This is a genomic window from Nocardia cyriacigeorgica, assembly GCF_029868385.1.
Lineage (GTDB): Bacteria > Actinomycetota > Actinomycetes > Mycobacteriales > Mycobacteriaceae > Nocardia > Nocardia cyriacigeorgica_F.
Genome location: NZ_JARWNX010000018.1, coordinates 39564 through 57199 on the forward strand (window position 1 = coordinate 39564; position 17636 = coordinate 57199).

The window sequence follows — 17636 nt, forward strand, 5'->3', positions numbered from 1 at the left end:
AGGGGTGCGAGGTGGAGTTCCCATTCGACCGGGTGACCGCCAATCAGTTGTCGTTCGCCGAGCGCGACGAGCGGTATCGACGGCTGCACGAATGGCCGGAGGCGACCCACCGGCATTCCTCGGGCCTGACACTGGTGTGGAAATACGACGACGTCCGGGAATTGCTGGAATCGGCTTCACCCGGCGTGACCAATGCGAACTCGCTCGATCCGCTCGTCGGATATCCACGGATCGCGGCGACACCGCGGGCGATCCCGCATATGGTGCGTCATCTGGTGCCGTTACCGGCGAAGGCGACCGCGAACCTGGCCGATGAGCAGCTGCACAAGCAGGTGTGGGACACGATGGCGGGTCCGAACGGTCATTTCACCATCGCGGCGGCCGACCGACCACGCGAAGCCGCGACCATGGCCGCGCACTTCCGGGAAGCGCTCGACGAACTCGGGACCCGCCGCGGCGGACTGGACGTGACCGCGCTGTCGATCGCCTATGCCATGCGTATCACCGGATCGGCCGTCGGGTTGCCCCCGGCCGACCGCGGCAGTGTCGCGGTCTGGAGCGGTGCGCAGTCGGGGTTGCTCGGCCGGAACATGCGCGGGCGCGAGCTGGCCGACGCCGTCGGAGCGCTCGGGCAGCTGTTCACCGTCAGCGGTCGGGTCGTGCGCGAGGGGACGGGCGGATTCGCCGCTCGGCTGCGCGACGCCGGAATCCCGCGCCGGGTGGCGACGGCCGCACTGGCGAATTCGCTGGCCGCGGGGGTGCACACGATCAGTGGCAGCATCCAGCAGGGTGTGCAGCGTCTACTGAGTGATCCGGACCGGCTCTGGTGGAAGCTGCTCGGCGATCAGCACACCGCAGGCCAGGTCGCGGCGAAGGTACTGCAACTGGATCCGGGACTGGTGGCATGGAAACGCCTGGTGACCGAGCCGGTCACCCTCGCCGGTGGCACCGAGCTTCGGCCCGGTCCGGTGCTGGTGATGTTCGCCGCCGCCAATCGGGATCCTGCGGTCTTCCCGGACTGCCTGAGCCTGCGCGGCACCGGTAAACGTCCGCTGACCTTCGGGTTCGGTCGTCATATCTGTCCTGGCAGGCAACTGGCCACACTCGCGGTCGAGGTGTTCCTGCGGGAGCTGTACGAATTGGTCCCCGACGCCGCGTCCACCTCCGAACCCGGCCCGCCCCGCCCGGCCGACCTGCTGTTCAGCGGCGCGCAGGTGACGCTGGATCGATGACCGGCCTCGCCGCTCCAACGCATCGGCTCGGTGGCCGCTGACTACGGTGAAACGATGGCAACCGACGAGACCGCGCGGGAGAAGACCGGCGACGACACCGTCCGCTTCCGGCTCGCCGTGGTGGATGTGGCCCTGCGTTTGTTCGCCGAACAGGGGTATGAAGCGACGTCGGTAGACGAGATCGCGGAGGCCGCCGGGATTTCGCGGCGCACCTTCTTCCGGCAGTTCCGGTCCAAGGAAGACGTGATCTTCGCCGATCACGAGGCGCAGCTTGCGGCGGCGGCGCAGTATCTGGCCGGGACCGATGAGGATCCGTGGGATGCGGTGTGCTCGGCGGTGGTGCAGGTCTTCGAGCGGTTCACCCAGTGGCGCGATATCGCGGCCCGGCGCTACCGGGTGGTGCGGCGGGCGCCCGCGCTGCGCGAACGCGAGATCGTCGCGGTGTTCCGGTACGAGCGGCTGTTCACCGACTTCCTGCGCGAACGGCTGCCGGAGGTGTCGGATCTGGCGCGGGTGCAGTTCGCCGCGGCGGTCACCGCGACCCACAACTATCTGCTGCGCCGCATGGTGCGTGGTGAATCCGATGCCGGTGCGGCCGATCTGCGGGTCGAGCTCGCCGCCATTCCGCGCGGTGCGGCGCGGGCGAGAAGTGAGGAGATGGTGCTCGCGGTATTCCCGCGTGACCTGCCGCCCCAACGGGTGGCCGATCTGCTCGCGCGTCGCCTCGGTAGTCTGTGACCAGCGACACACTGGATCGGTGACACTGAGTGCCAAGCGGTCTCTGCCGGTACGGCAGGCATGGCGCGTATACTGATCGACGAAGTGGCACTGAGTGCCGGACCGGTCTGTGTGTCCGGATAGGACCACAGCTTTTCTCATACGATCAGGAGCGTGCCCGATGGCGGGAAACCCCGATTTCGACCTGTTCAAGCTCGAGGACTTCCACGATGAGCTGCGCGCGGCTATCCGCGGTCTCGGCGAGAAGGAGATCGCGCCCTACGCCAAGGACGTCGACGGCAATTCCCGCTTCCCGGAAGAGGCGCTGAGCGCGCTCAATGCGGCGGGCTTCAACGCCGTGCATGTGCCGGAGGCCTACGGCGGGCAGGGCGCCGACTCGGTCGCCACCTGCATCGTCATCGAGGAAGTCGCCCGCATCTGTGGCTCCTCCTCGTTGATCCCCGCGGTCAACAAGCTCGGCACCATGGGCCTGATCCTCAACGGTTCCGAGGGGCTCAAGCAGAAGGTCCTCAGCGATATCGTCAACGGTGAGATGGCCTCCTACGCGCTGTCCGAGCGGGAGGCGGGCTCCGATGCCGCGAGCATGCGCACCCGCGCCAAGCAGGACGGCGACGACTGGGTCATCAACGGCTCCAAGTGTTGGATCACCAACGGCGGCAAGTCTTCCTGGTACACCGTGATGGCCGTGACCGATGCCGACAAGGGCGCCAACGGCATCTCCGCGTTCATGGTGCACAAGGACGACGAGGGCTTCGTCGTCGGCCCGCTCGAGCACAAGCTCGGCATCAAGGGCTCGCCCACCGCCGAGCTGTACTTCGAGAACTGCCGTATCCCGGGCGACCGGATCATCGGTGCGCCGGGTACCGGTTTCAAGACCGCCCTCCAGACCCTCGACCACACCCGCCCCACCATCGGCGCGCAGGCCGTCGGCCTGGCCCAGGGTGCGCTGGACGCGGCTATCGCCTACACCAAGGACCGCAAGCAGTTCGGTAAGGCCATCGCCGATTTCCAGAACACCCAGTTCATGCTGGCCGATATGGCGATGAAGGTCGAAGCGGCCCGGCTGATGGTCTACACCTCGGCCGCCCGCGCCGAGCGCGGCGAGCAGAACCTCGGCTTCATCTCCGCCGCCGCCAAGTGCTTCGCCTCCGATGTCGCCATGGAAGTCACCACCAACGCCGTCCAGCTCTTCGGCGGCGCCGGCTACACCACCGACTTCCCGGTCGAGCGCATGATGCGCGACGCCAAGATCACCCAGATCTACGAGGGCACCAACCAGATCCAGCGCCTGGTGATGAGCCGCGCCCTGCTCAAGGGCTGATTCCGTAATCGACCGGTTATTCCGTATCGGCCAGGCCGCTCGCAGGCCGTATGCGAGGGCGGGCCGGAATATCCGGTCGATGGTTGCGGGCCGCGGAAGTGTGTAGAAGAGGCAGGGGCCGGTGTGCGACACCGGCCCCTGCCTTCGTATGTATTTCACGTGGGCGAGTGCGAGTCCCGGAGTGGCCGACATGAATAACGCTGGCCGTGCGGCTATTCGCCGCGCGACCCCCGTTCCGAGGCATCCGGGTCCGGAGTGAGCAGTGGTGGCGCGATGCCCACCGGGGCGATGTGCACGCCCGACCATGGGCAGCGTGTGTGCCCGTCCAGTGTATGAACGGCGATGCGCTCGTCGAGTATCCGAACATGGCAGCCGGTGCACCTGCCAGGACAGCCGACGCTCACCACCGGTCCGGTGACGTTTCCGCGAAGGTAGATGCGTAGCTGGCGCAGCGTGATCCAGGGACCGCGTCCACAGGGGCACCTACGGAATTCGGTGACTTTCATTCCCTTCCAAGGGCATTCGCCCGGCACATTTCGCCAGTGCGCCTCCACCCGGCCTTCGATGAGGGTGATGCCGCGCAGGCAGTGTGCGGCTTCGGGGCATCGATACCGCCCGGATGTCGCTATCGCGCGCAGCATCCCGACGTGAATCCATGGTTCGGATCGGCAGTCGCACGGAGGTTCGGCTGCCTCGAGGTGTGCGAGGTCATGTCTCACCGGTCGCGCTGCCCGGTGGGAGTGTTCGGGTGTGGATCGTGTCCGAGTCCGGTACGAGCGCCGATACGTGCCGAGTCGGGTGTCGGACCGTTGGTCGTCATATCCGCGTGACACGTCGCGGGTAGTGCCTGTAGCCCGATGGCGACACGCCGGAGGACCGACGGGTCCGTACATTCGCTTGCACGCCACAGGCGCAAGGTCGCTGCCATCGCGCGATCGGCGGGAATGCGAGTGGGCAGGGGAGAGCGCTCCGTATTCATCGGTGACCTCATGTGATCGGATGGCTGGAATTCCCGCTGTTTCCAGCGGTTTTGCGCATGTTTATCCCGCTAAACTCTGCGGTGATCGAGATGTGCAGATGTTTAGAGGGTATAAACTAGAACGATACGTCGTCGATCGACGGGGGTCAAGGCCCTCTAAACTCGGCGAGGTGGGTAGCGACGAGTTCGAGCAGGTCCGTTCCGAACCGGACCCGGTGCGGCGCGGGCGACGCGCAACCGAACTCATCACGCGTTATCAACAGCGCGCCGTCGAATTGGCGCGAATTCGTAAAGAGGCGATCGAAGAGGCGTATCGGAAAGGACTGAGCTACACCGAAATCGCCGAACTCTTCGGCATCACGAAGGGTCGGATCAGCCAGATCAGGTCGAGTGCGCCGCCCGCCGAGCGTGCGTTCTTCGGGGTGGGGCCGGTGGCGGTCGGCATTCCCCGTCGATCCGGGGTCGAGGACGGTCGCGACCGTTCGTTCTTCGATGCGAGCGACGAGGAGGCAAGGGAGCGGGTCGAGGGCATCTTGGCCGAGCTGTCACTGGCCACTTCTCGATTCGCGATCGAGCCCGATGCGGAGGAGATCCCGGAAGGTGACGCCGTGGTGATCTGCGGTCCCAAATCCGCCCCGGTGGCCCGGTCGCTCCTGGACGCCGACGACGCCTTGGAATTCGAGCAGATCGACGGCACCTGGTGCATTGTCGAGAAGGCAACGGGTAAGCGGTACGAATCGCCGCACCGCGCCGATTCCGCGCACCGGACCGATATCGCCTATCTCGGCCGCCGCGGTGAGAACGGACGGGTGGTCGTCCAGATCGCTGGCGTTACCAGCGTCGGTTCGCTCGGTGTCGCGCACTGGCTGAGCAGCAACCTGTCCTCGATGTACGATCCGGCCGCGCAATTCACCAGTGCCGTCATCGAATGCGATTTCGACGCCGAGATGTCGATCACCGACAGCCGGACGCTTGCCGGTCCCTTCTCGACCCCGGAATGATCTCGTGGAGATCCGCGGCGCCGAGCTACCGGAGCGGTCCGATGCGGACCGTGTGCTGCGTTTCGACTCCGGGGTGATCGTGCTGGACGGTGCGAGTTCCTATGATCGCGCCGTACCGCCCGCCGCCCGGTATGTGGATGCCCTCGGCAGCGCTCTCGCCCACTGCCTCGATGCCGGTGCCGCTGTCCCGGCGGCGCTGGCAGAGGCGATCCGCATCACCGCCGAACGTCTCGGTCTGTCGCGCGGGGCCGCGCCGTCGAGTGCGATCGCTGTCGTGCAGGTCTGGCCGGAAACGGTCGAGGTGCTGGTGCTGGGCGATATCACCGTCGTCGTCGGTTCCGGCCACGGCAGCTGTGAGTTGTTCAGCGACGACCGAATGGATGCCCTCGCCTTGCCGGAGAGAACCGAATACCGGCGCCGCCTGGCCGCGGGCAGCGGATACGACGACACCCACCGCGCACTGCTACGCGGCCTCCAGCGCGGTCAGCGGGCACGGCGCAATCGCGACCACGGCTACTGGATCGCCGAAGCCGATCCCGTGGCGGCCGCCCACGCGGTGCGAAGGAGCTATCCCCGCGCCACGGTCGAGTGGGTGGTGCTGGCGACCGACGGCGCGCACGAAACGCTGGCGGTATTCGATATCCCCTGGCCGGAGATCGCCGCCCGATCGGCAACCGGGCTCCATCGCCTCCTCGTCCGCTGCCACGACTGGGAGGCCGACATCGATCCGGACGGCCGCCTGCTGCCCCGCGCGAAACGGCACGACGACAAGGCGATCGCGGTCCTGCGCCCGTAGTCCCGACCGGCCGATGGCCCGGTTCTGCCTACGCGTGCCGGACGGCACGACGAAAGGCGATCATGGTCGTGTGGCCGTAGTCCCGACAGGCCGATGGTCCGGTTCCGCTACGTGTACCGGGAGGCGAGTGCGCGAAGTAGGCGCACGTAGCCGCTGTGTCGGGCCGGCCGGGGGAGATGTCCGCTGGTATTCAGTTCGGCGCGGTCGAGGGCATCTTCGAGCAGGGCGTCGTGCATCCAGCGGTAGCACAACGGCCAGGTGAGGCGGGCGGTGCTGTGCAGCCGCATGGCGAGCAGATGGCGCAGGGTGGTCGTGCCGTCGTCCTCGTCGTGGATGGTGAACTCGTGGAATCCGTCGAACCCGCGCGGTCCGGTGAAGCGAAATCGCACCCACCGGCCCGGTTGCCAGCTCTCGACGTGGTAGCGCACCGGACCGTGACCGCCGACCGCACCGATCGCGAGGGGGCGATCGAAACGCATGGCGGGCCACCGGTCCGAGGGTCAGAGTCGATCATCTTCGCCGGCGAGCGAGTCGATGAGAGGTCCGACCCGGCTGGACGGGGCGTTGAGTCGGCGGTTGTGGATATTGAGGACTGCCATGCGCGTCTCCAATTGGAGTGATTACTCTAGAACGATTTAGAGCATACCCTCTAATTAGTTCGCCGTGCCTGCGCCGGTGCCGCGGCGCGGTATTCTGCGGTTGCGGCATATGCGGCCGAGTTCGCGTTCGGTCACCGAGCACCTCGGCCGGGGCGCAGTGCGGCGGCTGTGGATATCTGCCGCACCGCAGCGACAGAGAGTGAAGATCGTCGAATGACCGAGCCTGCGCCGCAACCGTCGCGCAGACGCACACACCTGATCCGCAGCGCCATCGCACTCGGGGCGGTGGTGGTGATCGCGATCGGCGGCGCCTTCGCCGCGACGGCGATCATGTCGATTCCGGCGCCGCCGACCCTGTTCCAGCTGAGTATCGATCCACCGTCCACGCAGGGTGAGCTGTTCGCCTCGCGGACCGTGCCCGCGTCACCGGATCCGCGGCCGCTGCCGACCGCCACGGTCGAGCTACCGGACACCGTGCCGTGGAAGGGTGCCCAGATCCCGATCGCCGAATTCCTGGATACGACCGAGACGAATTCGTTCGTGGTGCTGCGCGATGGCGCGGTGATCCACGAGTGGTACCGCGACGGCGTCACCGCGGAGACGCGGCAGTCGTCCTGGTCGGTCGCGAAATCGGTGGTGTCGCTGCTGATCGGCCGCACCATCGACGCGGGGCAGATGCGCGAGGACGACCGGCTGGTCGACCTACTGCCCGAACTCGTCACCGGCGGTGACTACGACGAGGTCACCATCGGTGATCTGCTCGATATGAGTTCCGGGGTCGATGTCTCGGAGAACTACAACAAATGGGCGCCGTTCACCGGCACCGCCCGCATGTACCTCACCACCGACCTCGCCGAATTCATCGACCAGCACCGCACACTGACCTTCCCGCCGGGTAGCACCGGCGACTACCGCAGCGTCGACACCCAACTGCTCGGCATGGCGCTGGCACGGGTCACCGGTACGCCGCTGGGTGAGCTGCTCGCCCGCGATATCTGGGCACCCATCGGCGCCGAACATGACGCACTGTGGAATCTCGATCGCAGCGGCGGCCAGGAGAAGGCATTCTGCTGCCTCAATGCCACCGCCCGCGATTTCGCCAGGATCGGGCAGCTGGTGGCCGACGGCGGTCGCGTCGGCGACAACCAGATCGTGCCGCCCGCCTGGATCGAGCGCATCAGCACGCCTTCGCGGCACCGGATCTCCGATGAGGGCTATGCGGCGCAGTGGTGGCATCCCGACGGCGGTGACGGCGCCGATCTCTCGGCGGTGGGTGTGTACGGGCAGTACATCTACGTCGATCCGCCCAGTCGCACCGTCATCGTGAAGCTCAGCGATTACGGCACGTCACAGGACGAGACCGAGACCTTCGAGGTGTTCCGCACCATCGCGCACACGGGCTGAATCCCCGCCCGGTCCGGTGGGCCGGGCCGACGGCTCAGCCGACGAGTTCGGCGTACTCGGGATGCGAGCCGATGTACTGGTCGACATACCAGCAGGTGGGGACCACCGAGAAGCCGTTGTCCTTGGAATCGGCGAGGGCGTACTCGACCACCTGGGCGGCCACACCGCGGCCACGGAACTCCGGGAATGTCATGGTGTGGTGGAAGTCGCGGACCTTGGCGTCCTCGCGTTCGGCGTAGTCGGCGTAACCGGCGAGGGTGTCGTCGATGTAGATCTCGAAACGAGTATCGGCGACATTGTGTTCGAGCCTGGTGGTCATATCGGGGTGGAACTCCTTCTCCGGCGCGGTTGTTCCGGCTGTGCTCGATTCGATCACAGGATGGCGCCGGGGTTGAGAATGCCGTTCGGGTCGAGCGCGTCCTTGATGCGTGAGGTCAATGCCATCACATCGGGACCGAGCTGATCGGGCAGCCACGCCTTCTTGAGCCGGCCGACGCCGTGTTCGCCGGTGATGGTGCCGCCCAGCGAGATGGCCAGATCCATGATCTCGCCGAAGGCACGGTGGGCGCGTTCGGTCATCTCCGGATCGGTGGGATCGTGCACGATCAGCGGATGGGTGTTGCCGTCGCCCGCGTGCGCGATCACCGAGACCAGCACATCGTTGCGTTCGGCGATCTCCGCGATGCCCTCGACCAGATCGCCGAGCCGCGGCAGCGGTACGCCGACGTCCTCGAGCAGCAGCGGCCCGAGCCGTTCGACGGCCGGGATCGCGAACCGCCGTGCCGCGGTGAAGGCCTCGCCCTCTTCGGCGTCTTCGGTGTGGAACACCTCCGTGGCGCCCGCCTGTTCGCAGGCGGCGACCATGACCTGCGCCTCGTGGGCGGCGAACGCGCCGGGCGCGTCCGAACGCGCGACGAGCAGCGCCGCGGCCGCGCGGTCGAGGCCCATCCGCATCTCGTCCTCCACCGCGTTGATCGCCACGGTGTCCATGAACTCGAGCATGGCCGGACGCAGCGCGCCGGTGATCGACAGGATCGCCTCCGTGGCCGCGGCGAGCGTGCCGAACGAGGCCACAACGGTGCTCTGCGGCGGCTGTGCGGGCAGCAGCCGCAGCGTGAGTTCGGTGATGACGCCGAGGGTGCCCTCGCTGCCCACGAACAGTTTGGTCAACGACAGTCCCGCGGAATCCTTCAACCGCGGCCCACCGAGCCGCACCGGTGTGCCGTCGGCGAGCACGACTTCCATGCCGAGCACGTAATCGGTGGTCACGCCGTATTTCACGCAGCACAGCCCGCCCGCGTTGGTCGCGGCGTTACCGCCGATCGAGCACATCTCGAACGATGACGGATCCGGCGGATACCAGAGCCCGTATTCGGCCACGGCGCGTTTGACCTCGGCATTGAGCAGACCGGGCTGGACAACGGCGGTGCGCGTCACCGGATCGACGGTGATCGCGCGCATCCGTTCGGTGCACAGCACGATGCCGCCGTCCACCGCGGTCGCCCCGCCGGACAGCCCCGATCCCGCCCCACGCGGCACCACCGGCACCCGATGCGCGTTCGCCCACCGCAGTGTGGCCGTCACGTCGGCGGTGCCGGTGGCCCTGACCACCGCCAATGGGGTTCCGGCAGCGGGATCGCGGGCCCAGTCGTGCCGGTAGCCCTCGAGCAGATCGGGGTCGGTGACCACCGCGCCGTCGGGGAGGGATGCGATCAGATCATGCAGGTCCACGCCGATAACACTAGGGCCGGGCCGGTGCGCGCAAGCCACCGAATGTGATGTCGCGCGCCGGAGTGGCCTCTCGCGGCCAGGGGGGAGAGAATCATTCGTCGGGGTTCGTGCACTGGTAGGGCGGAGGGATGGCGTTGCAGCGAATCGAACCGCAGAGTTGCCGGGAGCTGGTGGCCGCGATGTTCTCCGCCGAGTTCGTCGACGGTGGCGTGGACCCGACGGCGCTGCGCCGCGTACACGCGGGTGAACACACCGAATGGGTGGATGCGCTGGACCGATCCGGGATGTTCGGCGTCGACACCGTCGCCGCGGTCACCGAGCGGTGGCGGCAGGATCCGCGGACACTGTTGGACGCGCTGCTCACCGAGGCCGACGACGTCACGCGTCGCCGCTGTCTCACCGCATGGTCGGCACTGGACGACGGCGCGGCGGGCACCCGGGCTCGCATGGCCTGACCTGCTCGTTTGCCCGGCGATCACCTGGCCGACACCTGCCGCTGGCACGCTGGCCGCCGTGCATGAACCGGCCTCCGCCACCGACACCCTGGCCGACCGTTTCACTCGCTCGTGTCGGGCCGTGGTCGCCCGGCTGCCGTGGGGGCTGGACCGGATCGTCGCGCCGACCCTGCTCGGTTTCGCGGTGATCAACAGCTTCACCTTCGGTGTGGATCTGCTGCTGCTCACCATCCTGCGCAGCGGCTTCGGCCTGCCGCTGTGGATGTCGGTGACCGTCGGCTATGTGTGCGCGTTCGGGCTGGCCTTCCTGCTCAACCGCACCTTCAACTTCCATTCGCACGCTCCGATCGGCCGTCAGGCCGTGGTGTACGCGGTGGTCGTGGTGATCAACTATCTGGCATTCATCCTCGGTGTGAGCACCGGTCTCACCGCGCTCGGTCTCGACTACCACCTGTCCCGGCTCGCGGCGGGAGCGTGCGAGGCGGTGTACATGTACAGCGCCATGCGCTGGGTCGTCTTTCGCCGCGCCGCGCCGCAGCTTCATGCGTAGTGGCGGACCTCGTCGCCGTCGACCACGATCACGTCGTCGTCGGTGAGCGCCCAATGCGCGATGCCGGCCGCGCGATAGGCCGCGGACAGGCGATTGCCATCGCCGTCGGGATCGGTGGCGGAATCGATGTGCGGCACGATCGGCCGGTCGATGAGTCCGAGTCCGTCCCAGCGTGGCTCGATGCCGCAGGCGGGCCGGACCTCGGCGGGATCGTCGGCGCTGTCCAGACCGTGCAGATCGGGCGCGAGGACGCAGGCCCCGGCGCTGTAACCGGCGTACACCAGCGCATCCTCGGCGAGGAGTTCCGGGATGACGAGATCGGCGCCGCTGCGGGCGAATTGGGCACGCAGGACGAAAGTGTTGCCTCCGCGCACCCAGAGCAACGAGAACTCGGCCAGATGCTTCGCCAACTGCCCGGACCGCCCGACATACTCCCGCAGATCGACCTCCTCGGCCCGATACCCCAACCGGCGCAACGGCACCAGATCGCTGGTGATGGCCGCCGCCCGCGCCGCGGGCCACCCGTCGCATGCATTGCCGATCACCGCGACCCGGCCCGGCGCACCGGCCAGCGCGGCGAGCCGGTCGTAATGCGCGCCGAATCGGTAGGAAGCCAGGAACAGCCGCACCGAGCTAGATGGTGAAGGCGAGGTTGCGTACCAAGCGCCTGCCCAGTTCGTCGTCTCCGGTGATGCCGATCTCGCCCATCCGCGAATCAGCGGTCACGCGCCCACCGCCGAGCCGGACCAGCAGACCGGAATCCAGGGTGATGGTCGTGTGTGGCGGCCCGTCGAGCGCGTCGACGTAGCGGGCCCGGCCCGCGACCTCGATATGCAGGGTGCGGGCCAGCGGACCGGTCACCTCGAAGGTGAGCCGGGAACCCTCCGGCGCCTTGCCCACCTTGGCGATCACTCTCGGCACGGTCTGGAGGAACTCGGCCAATGCCAGCTCACCGCGCGCCCCACCCTCCTCGACCCGCACCCCGAGCGCATCGGCGATATCCAGTTCGTGCATCCAGCAGTCGAACAGCCGCACCCGCATGAACCGGCCATAGCTCACCGGACCGATCGGTGACGGGGTCTGCGCCTGCCACTGCGCCTCGTCCAGCGCCGACAGCGCCTTGCGCCTGCGCTCGGTGACGTCCAGGAACCGTTGCAGCAGCGCGGTTCCGGTGAGCGGGCGCATCCGCTGGATCCAGATCTCGTTGAACACCGCGGTCTCATTGCGCACATGCGGCAGGGTGTGCACATCGATATCGGGCTGCGAGCGATCACGCGGGGGCGGCTTCTCCCCGAGCAGGAAGGACTCGGTGCCGATGACATGGGCCACCACATCGAAGACCGTCCAGCCGGGCAGCGTCGTCGGCGTACGCCAGACATGCTCGTCCAGTCCGTCGACGAGTGCGGCGATGGCCGCCCACTGCTGCGGCAGCAGTGCGGTGAGCTCGGCCTGATTCGGCGTGTCGGTCATCGTGATGTGGTCCCTTCCCCCGAGCAGGGCGGTTCGGTATCGAGTTCGGTTGCGGTGGAAGTGGTGTCGAGTGCGGCGATCCCGGTGCGGATCGCGGCGGCGGTGGATTCGGGTTCGTGCGGGCGGCGCAGCAGGAACCCCGCCGCGATGCGCAGCTTGTCGCCGTGGCTGCGTGGCACCACGTGCAGATGGACGTGCGGCACGGTCTGGAAGGCCGCGGTGCCGTCGTTGAGGATGAGGTTGGCGCCGTCGGCGGCCAGCCCGCCGCGCCGGATCGCCAGCGCCAGCCGATGTCCGACGCGGAACAGTTCGGCACCGGTGTCGGGGTCGAGATCCTCGAGTTCGGTGGCATGTCGTTTGGGCACGATCAGGGTATGGCCGCGGGCGATCGGACGAATGTCGAGGAAGGCGCACAGGGTGTCGTCCTCGTACACCTTGGTCGCCGGGGCTTCACCCGCCACGATGCGGCAGAAGACGCAGTCGCTCACACGGTGACCATACGGCGCACGAGTGGCCTGGAACACCCCGCGTCCGGTCAGTGGCGTGATGCGTATCACCACGCAGCGCCTCGGCGAGTGCTGGACCGGGCAACCTACCCAAAGGTTGGTAACCCACCTGGAGGGACGCTCTTGTGTCATTCGCCCCGCTTGGTGACTATCTCAATCTGTTAGGGCAACCAAACCCGGCGGTCCGTGTGTGACGGGACTCTCAGCTAAGCTCACCGCGGGCCGGGTACAGTTGCGAGGATTTGGTGGAACTTACTCTTCAGTAACCTAGTTCGGCCGTCGATGATCGGCGCTGAATCGTTCCGTGGAGCTAAGCCAGCACGAGAAGGAAGTCTGACAGGTGGAGACAACGCACAACGTGGGCGAGGAGTCCCCGCGCGGCGCGCGTGTCGGAGTCGTTCGCGAAACCGGTGCGGGCGAGCGACGTGTCGCATTGGTGCCCAAGATCATTCCGGCTCTGGCGAAACAGGGCGTGCAGGTGGTCGTGGAGTCCGGTGCCGGGCTCGGCGCGCTCATCCCCGACGAGGCCTATGTGGAGGCCGGCGCGACCATCGGTGATCCGTGGTCGGCCGAGGTCGTGGTGAAGGTCGCCCCGCCGAGCGATGCCGAGGTGGCGAAGCTGACCTCGGGGCAGACCTTGATCGGGTTCCTGGCGCCGCGCAATGCCGACAACCAGATCGGCGCGCTGAAATCGGCAGGGGTGCAGGCCTTCGCGGTGGAGGCGATCCCGCGGATCTCGCGTGCGCAGGTGATGGACGCGCTGTCCTCACAGGCGAATGTGGCCGGCTACAAGGCCGTGTTGCTCGCGGCCTCGGAGTCGACCCGGTTCTTCCCGATGCTCACCACCGCGGCGGGCACCGTGAAGCCCGCGACCGTGCTGGTGCTCGGTGTGGGTGTGGCCGGTTTGCAGGCGTTGGCCACGGCCAAGCGGCTCGGCGGGCGCACCACCGGTTACGACGTGCGTCCCGAGGTGGCCGATCAGGTGCGTTCGGTGGGTTCGCAGTGGCTGGATCTGGGGATCGACGCCGCCGGTGAGGGTGGGTACGCCCGTGAACTCACCGAGGAGGAGAAGGCGCAGCAGCAACAGGCCCTCGAAGACGCGATCAAGGGCTTCGATGTCGTGATCACCACCGCGCTGGTGCCAGGACGTCCGGCGCCGCGTCTGGTGACCGCCGCCGCGGTGGAGGGGATGAAGCCCGGCAGCGTGATCGTCGATCTGGCCGGTGAGACCGGTGGCAACTGCGAGCTGACCGAGCCCGGTGCGACCGTCGTCAAGCACGGCGTGACGATCTGCTCGCCGCTGAACCTGCCCGCGACGATGCCCGAGCATGCCAGCGAGCTGTACTCGAAGAACATTGCGGCGCTGCTGGAACTGATGCTGGTCGACGGCAAGCTCGCCCCTGATTTCGACGATCAGGTGCTCGCCGATTCCTGCGTGACGCGTGAGGTGGAGAACTGATGTACACCGAACTGCTTGCCAATATCGCGATCCTGGTGCTGTCGGGCTTCGTCGGCTTCGCGGTCATCTCCAAGGTGCCCAATACCCTGCACACTCCGCTGATGTCGGGTACCAACGCCATCCACGGCATCGTCGTGCTCGGCGCGCTGGTGACCCTCGGCAAGGTCGAGGACCCGTCGGTGGGGATGCAGATCATCCTGTTCGTCGCCGTCGTATTCGGAACCCTGAACGTCATCGGTGGTTTCGTGGTGACCGACCGCATGCTCGGCATGTTCAAGGGCAAGAAGCCGGCTGCGCAGAAGGCGAGCGAGTAAACCGATGGACAACCTGGTCAATATTCTCTACATCGTCGCGTTCTCGCTGTTCATCTACGGTCTGATGGGCCTGACCGGCCCGAAGACCGCGGTGCGCGGCAACTGGATCGCCGCCGCCGGTATGGGTATCGCGGTCGTCGCGACTCTGATCGCCGTGCGCGACACCGGTAACTGGATCCTCATCATCGCCGGCCTCGTGGTCGGTGTCGTGCTGGGTGTGCCGCCGGCCAAGTTCACCAAGATGACCGAAATGCCCCAGCTGGTCGCGGCATTCAACGGTGTCGGTGGCGGCACCGTCGCGCTGATCGCCTGGGCGGAATTCCTGGACACCACCGGGTTCTCGAACTTCCAGCACGGCGAGGAACCGACCGTGCACATCGTGATCGGTTCGCTGTTCGCGGCCGTCATCGGTTCGATCTCGTTCTGGGGTTCGCTGATCGCCTTCGGCAAGTTGCAGGAGATCCTGCCCGGTCGTCCGATCGGGTTGGGCAAGCTCCAGCAGCCGTTGAACCTGCTGTTGCTGGTCGGTGCGATCGCGGCCGCCGTATTCATCGGCGTGAAGGCCGCCGACGGTGGCGCCTCGCAGTGGTGGATGGTCGCGGTGCTTGTGCTCGCGGGCATCCTCGGCCTGATGGTCGTGCTGCCCATCGGTGGCGCCGATATGCCCGTGGTGATCTCGCTGCTCAACGCCCTCACCGGTCTGTCCGCCGCGGCGGCGGGTCTGGCGTTGAACAACACCGCCATGATCGTGGCGGGCATGATCGTCGGCGCGTCCGGCACCATCCTCACCAACCTGATGGCCAAGGCGATGAACCGGTCCATCCCGGCGATCGTGGCCGGTGGGTTCGGTGGTGGCGGTGGCGCCGCGGCCGCCTCCGGTAGCGGTGAGGCCAAGCAGGCCAAGGCCACCTCCGCCGCCGACGCCGCGATCCAGATGGCCTACGCCAACCAGGTCATCGTGGTGCCCGGCTACGGTATGGCCGTGGCCCAGGCCCAGCACGCGGTCAAGGAGATGGCGGCTCTGCTCGAGGCCAAGGGTGTCGAGGTCAAATACGCCATCCATCCGGTCGCCGGTCGGATGCCCGGCCATATGAACGTGCTGCTGGCCGAGGCCGAGGTGTCCTACGACGCCATGAAGGAAATGGACGATATCAACGGCGAGTTCTCCCGCACCGATGTCGCCCTCATCATCGGCGCCAACGATGTCACCAACCCGTCGGCCCGCGAGGACGCCAACAGCCCCATCTACGGCATGCCCGTCCTCAACGTCGACCACGCGAAATCGGTCATCGTGCTCAAACGCTCGATGAACTCCGGCTTCGCCGGTATCGACAACCCGCTGTTCTACGCCGATCACACCTCCATGTTGTTCGGCGACGCCAAGAAGTCCGTCGGTGAGGTCACCGAGGAACTGAAAGCGCTGTAGGACTGCCCGCTTCACCAACACGTCGGCCCCCGTGCGGAATCGCACGGGGGCCGACGTGTTGCGGGACCCCTCGCCGACGGGTCGGCCATGCTATGTCGACGGACTCGTGTACAGCCCGTCGATGACGATCTCGAGCAGTCGGTGCGGTTCGTCGAGGGCGGCATCGGATCGCGCCGGGGCCAAGGCAATACCGACGACGAGCTGAATCACCTGGCTCGGTGTGACATCCGCGCGCGCCCCACCCTCGCGCTGGGCCAGGGCGAGCATATTCGCGGCCGCGCCGTGAATTCTGGCGTGGCAATCGAACCCGAGGTCGTCGCCGGCGAGCGTGGCGCCGCCGAGACCGTGGTCGGTGCGGGCGTGGACGAGGAACGCGTGCAACCACTGGCGCAGCGCCGAATCCGGGTCGGTGGTGGCCAGTTCGTCCGCGCGGGCGCACAATGCGTCGACCCGGTCGCCCACGATGGCGGCCTGTAGCGCCTGGCGATTCGGAAAATGCCGGTAGAGCGTGCCTGGGCCGACGCCTGCGCGCCGGGCGATGTCGTTGAGCGAGGCCTCGGGTCCGTCCGCGGCGAACGCATCGGCCGCGGCGGCAAGAATCCGTTCGTAGTTTCGCTGCGCATCGGCTCTCATGCCTGTCCCTTGTTATCCGGAGAAGTTCTCCGTAATGTACTCCCCGATAAACGGAGAGCCTCTCCGGTAAAAGGATGGCGGGAGTTGTGAGATGACAGATCGACAGTTGGGTCCCCTCGGTATCTGGACTTTCGCCTTCGAGAATCAGTCCGCGGGGCGGGTGCGCGAGGCGGCGGCCGAACTCGAGGACATCGGTTACGGCGCGGTGTGGTTCGGTGAGGCGATGGGCCGTGACGCGGTGGGGCAGGCGTGGCTGCTGCTCTCGGCGACCGAGCGCATGGTGGTCGCCAGTGGGATCGCCAATATCGCGTTCCGGGATCCGATCGCTATGGCGACCGCCGAACGCACCCTCGGCGAGGCGTTTCCCGGCCGTTTCGTGCTCGGCCTCGGCGGCCAGCGCGTCGGCGGGCAGACCGGAGTGCTGGACGGGTATCCGATGCCACCGATCGGCGCCAAGCCGTTGACCGCCGTGCGTGAGTACCTGAACGCCATGGACGCCGTACCGAAACATGGTCCGGTTCCCGACCCGGCGCCGCGTCGGATGCTTGCTGCGCTCGGCCCGAAGATGCTGGAACTGGCCGCCGAACGAACGTGGGGCGCGCACCCGTACTTCGTTCCCGTCGAACACACCGAGCTGGCGCGCCGCACGATCGGCCCCGACTCGACGCTCGCGGTCGAGCAGGCTGTGGTGTTGGATACCGATCGCAGTCGTGCCAGGGAGGTCGCCCGTGCGCATGTCGCCGGATATGTCACAACGGCGCCGCACCAGCAGGCGAACATCCGGAGGTTCGGCTACGGCGATGCCGATATCGTCGGCGGGCCCAGCGACCGCCTGGTGGACGCGATCGTGGCCTACGGCGACCTCGACGCCATCGATCGCCGTATCCGCGCCCACCTGGACGCGGGCGCCGACCATGTGTGCCTCCAGGTCCTGACGGCCGAGCCGGGCATGCTGCCGTTGCCCCAGTGGCGCGAACTCGCCGGGCTCATCCCCGTCGGAGCCGCCTGAGAAATTCATCACC

At 67.3% G+C, this 17636-nt stretch carries 19 protein-coding genes; 12 read left to right on the plus strand and 7 right to left on the minus strand.

What is annotated here, in order from left to right; all coding sequences use genetic code 11:
• Positions 1–11: 11 nt before the first annotated feature.
• The 5 genes from QH168_RS01320 (at position 12) to QH168_RS01340 (ending at position 6067) form a co-directional block, all read left to right on the plus strand.
• Positions 12–1232 carry a hypothetical protein gene (locus QH168_RS01320; RefSeq protein ID WP_280232505.1) on the plus strand — a complete coding sequence of 407 codons (1221 nt, stop codon included), beginning with the start codon at positions 12–14 and terminating at the stop codon, positions 1230–1232.
• Between the two features lie 54 nt (positions 1233–1286).
• Complete coding sequence (locus tag QH168_RS01325; RefSeq protein ID WP_280232506.1) at positions 1287–1970, plus strand: TetR/AcrR family transcriptional regulator; 684 nt, start codon at positions 1287–1289, stop codon at positions 1968–1970.
• 160 nt (positions 1971–2130) lie between these two features.
• Positions 2131–3291 carry an acyl-CoA dehydrogenase family protein gene (locus QH168_RS01330; protein ID WP_280232507.1) on the plus strand — a complete coding sequence of 387 codons (1161 nt, stop codon included), beginning with the start codon at positions 2131–2133 and terminating at the stop codon, positions 3289–3291.
• A gap of 1149 nt (positions 3292–4440) precedes the next feature.
• Positions 4441–5271, plus strand: coding sequence for a sigma factor-like helix-turn-helix DNA-binding protein (locus QH168_RS01335; RefSeq protein WP_280232508.1), 831 nt, complete (start codon positions 4441–4443; stop codon positions 5269–5271).
• 4 nt (positions 5272–5275) lie between these two features.
• A complete protein-coding gene (locus QH168_RS01340; protein ID WP_280232509.1) occupies positions 5276–6067 on the plus strand; it encodes a protein phosphatase 2C domain-containing protein in 792 nt (263 codons plus the stop codon).
• Positions 6068–6174: 107 nt separating this feature from the next.
• Here the strand turns inward: QH168_RS01340 and QH168_RS01345 are convergent, their stop codons facing one another.
• Positions 6175–6546 (minus strand): SRPBCC family protein, encoded by a 372-nt coding sequence (locus QH168_RS01345; protein ID WP_280232510.1) that lies wholly within the window; start codon positions 6544–6546, stop codon positions 6175–6177.
• Between the two features lie 333 nt (positions 6547–6879).
• Between QH168_RS01345 and QH168_RS01350 the strand changes: the two genes are divergently transcribed.
• On the plus strand, positions 6880–8070 hold the full coding sequence (locus QH168_RS01350; protein WP_280232511.1) for a serine hydrolase domain-containing protein: 1191 nt from the start codon (positions 6880–6882) through the stop codon (positions 8068–8070).
• A 34-nt stretch (positions 8071–8104) separates the two neighbouring features.
• Here QH168_RS01350 and QH168_RS01355 read toward each other — a convergent pair whose 3' ends face one another.
• Together QH168_RS01355 and QH168_RS01360 are read right to left on the minus strand one after the other, a co-directional pair.
• The gene (locus QH168_RS01355) at positions 8105–8443 is read right to left on the minus strand and encodes a GNAT family N-acetyltransferase (RefSeq protein ID WP_348537564.1); all 339 of its coding nucleotides are present in this window, start codon (positions 8441–8443) and stop codon (positions 8105–8107) included.
• Positions 8443–9801 (minus strand): FAD-binding oxidoreductase, encoded by a 1359-nt coding sequence (locus QH168_RS01360; protein WP_432421010.1) that lies wholly within the window; start codon positions 9799–9801, stop codon positions 8443–8445. Before QH168_RS01360 ends, QH168_RS01355 begins: the two co-directional genes overlap by 1 nt.
• Before the next feature lie 128 nt (positions 9802–9929).
• Between QH168_RS01360 and QH168_RS01365 the strand changes: the two genes are divergently transcribed.
• Together QH168_RS01365 and QH168_RS01370 are read left to right on the plus strand one after the other, a co-directional pair.
• Positions 9930–10256, plus strand: a complete 327-nt coding sequence (locus QH168_RS01365) for a hypothetical protein (RefSeq protein WP_280232513.1) — start codon at positions 9930–9932, stop codon at positions 10254–10256.
• Positions 10257–10314: 58 nt separating this feature from the next.
• Positions 10315–10806, plus strand: coding sequence for a GtrA family protein (locus tag QH168_RS01370; RefSeq protein ID WP_280232514.1), 492 nt, complete (start codon positions 10315–10317; stop codon positions 10804–10806).
• On the opposite strand, the gene QH168_RS01375 is transcribed toward QH168_RS01370, so the two are convergent.
• Genes QH168_RS01375 through QH168_RS01385 form a run of 3 tightly spaced genes read right to left on the minus strand, consistent with a single transcriptional unit; the run spans position 10797 to position 12764 of the window.
• A complete protein-coding gene (locus QH168_RS01375; RefSeq protein WP_280232515.1) occupies positions 10797–11435 on the minus strand; it encodes a Type 1 glutamine amidotransferase-like domain-containing protein in 639 nt (212 codons plus the stop codon). The two genes, QH168_RS01370 and QH168_RS01375, sit on opposite strands and share 10 nt — an antisense overlap.
• A 4-nt stretch (positions 11436–11439) precedes the next feature.
• A complete protein-coding gene (locus tag QH168_RS01380; RefSeq protein ID WP_280232516.1) occupies positions 11440–12276 on the minus strand; it encodes a maleylpyruvate isomerase family mycothiol-dependent enzyme in 837 nt (278 codons plus the stop codon).
• Positions 12273–12764 (minus strand): HIT family protein, encoded by a 492-nt coding sequence (locus QH168_RS01385; protein WP_280232517.1) that lies wholly within the window; start codon positions 12762–12764, stop codon positions 12273–12275. The genes QH168_RS01380 and QH168_RS01385 overlap by 4 nt, the downstream gene beginning before the upstream one ends.
• A 358-nt stretch (positions 12765–13122) precedes the next feature.
• Here QH168_RS01385 and QH168_RS01390 point away from each other — a divergent pair, with 358 nt between their 5' ends.
• The 3 genes from QH168_RS01390 to QH168_RS01400 are packed head-to-tail and all read left to right on the plus strand — an operon-like array spanning position 13123 to position 15981.
• Positions 13123–14241: a Re/Si-specific NAD(P)(+) transhydrogenase subunit alpha gene (locus QH168_RS01390; RefSeq protein ID WP_280232518.1), complete on the plus strand. Its 1119-nt coding sequence runs from the start codon at positions 13123–13125 to the stop codon at positions 14239–14241.
• Complete coding sequence (locus QH168_RS01395; protein WP_163825992.1) at positions 14241–14555, plus strand: NAD(P) transhydrogenase subunit alpha; 315 nt, start codon at positions 14241–14243, stop codon at positions 14553–14555. Before QH168_RS01390 ends, QH168_RS01395 begins: the two co-directional genes overlap by 1 nt.
• 4 nt (positions 14556–14559) lie before the next feature.
• Positions 14560–15981, plus strand: coding sequence for an NAD(P)(+) transhydrogenase (Re/Si-specific) subunit beta (locus QH168_RS01400; RefSeq protein ID WP_280232519.1), 1422 nt, complete (start codon positions 14560–14562; stop codon positions 15979–15981).
• A 90-nt stretch (positions 15982–16071) separates the two neighbouring features.
• Here the strand turns inward: QH168_RS01400 and QH168_RS01405 are convergent, their stop codons facing one another.
• Entirely contained in the window at positions 16072–16614 is a 543-nt protein-coding gene (locus tag QH168_RS01405) for a TetR/AcrR family transcriptional regulator (protein WP_280232520.1), read from the minus strand.
• 91 nt (positions 16615–16705) lie between these two features.
• Between QH168_RS01405 and QH168_RS01410 the strand changes: the two genes are divergently transcribed.
• The gene (locus QH168_RS01410; RefSeq protein WP_280232521.1) at positions 16706–17623 is read left to right on the plus strand and encodes a TIGR03620 family F420-dependent LLM class oxidoreductase; all 918 of its coding nucleotides are present in this window, start codon (positions 16706–16708) and stop codon (positions 17621–17623) included.
• Positions 17624–17636: the final 13 nt, after the last annotated feature.

Bases quoted from the DNA above. Each gene is read 5' to 3' on its own strand.
- QH168_RS01325 (WP_280232506.1), top strand. From the start codon at position 1,287: ATGGCAACCGACGAGACCGCGCGGGAGAAGACCGGCGACGACACCGTC.
- QH168_RS01330 (WP_280232507.1), top strand. From the start codon at position 2,131: ATGGCGGGAAACCCCGATTTCGACCTGTTCAAGCTCGAGGACTTCCAC.
- QH168_RS01345 (WP_280232510.1), bottom strand. From the start codon at position 6,546: ATGCGTTTCGATCGCCCCCTCGCGATCGGTGCGGTCGGCGGTCACGGT.
- QH168_RS01350 (WP_280232511.1), top strand. From the start codon at position 6,880: ATGACCGAGCCTGCGCCGCAACCGTCGCGCAGACGCACACACCTGATC.
- QH168_RS01365 (WP_280232513.1), top strand. From the start codon at position 9,930: ATGGCGTTGCAGCGAATCGAACCGCAGAGTTGCCGGGAGCTGGTGGCC.
- QH168_RS01380 (WP_280232516.1), bottom strand. From the start codon at position 12,276: ATGACCGACACGCCGAATCAGGCCGAGCTCACCGCACTGCTGCCGCAG.
- QH168_RS01395 (WP_163825992.1), top strand. From the start codon at position 14,241: ATGTACACCGAACTGCTTGCCAATATCGCGATCCTGGTGCTGTCGGGC.
- QH168_RS01400 (WP_280232519.1), top strand. From the start codon at position 14,560: ATGGACAACCTGGTCAATATTCTCTACATCGTCGCGTTCTCGCTGTTC.
- QH168_RS01405 (WP_280232520.1), bottom strand. From the start codon at position 16,614: ATGAGAGCCGATGCGCAGCGAAACTACGAACGGATTCTTGCCGCCGCG.
- QH168_RS01410 (WP_280232521.1), top strand. From the start codon at position 16,706: ATGACAGATCGACAGTTGGGTCCCCTCGGTATCTGGACTTTCGCCTTC.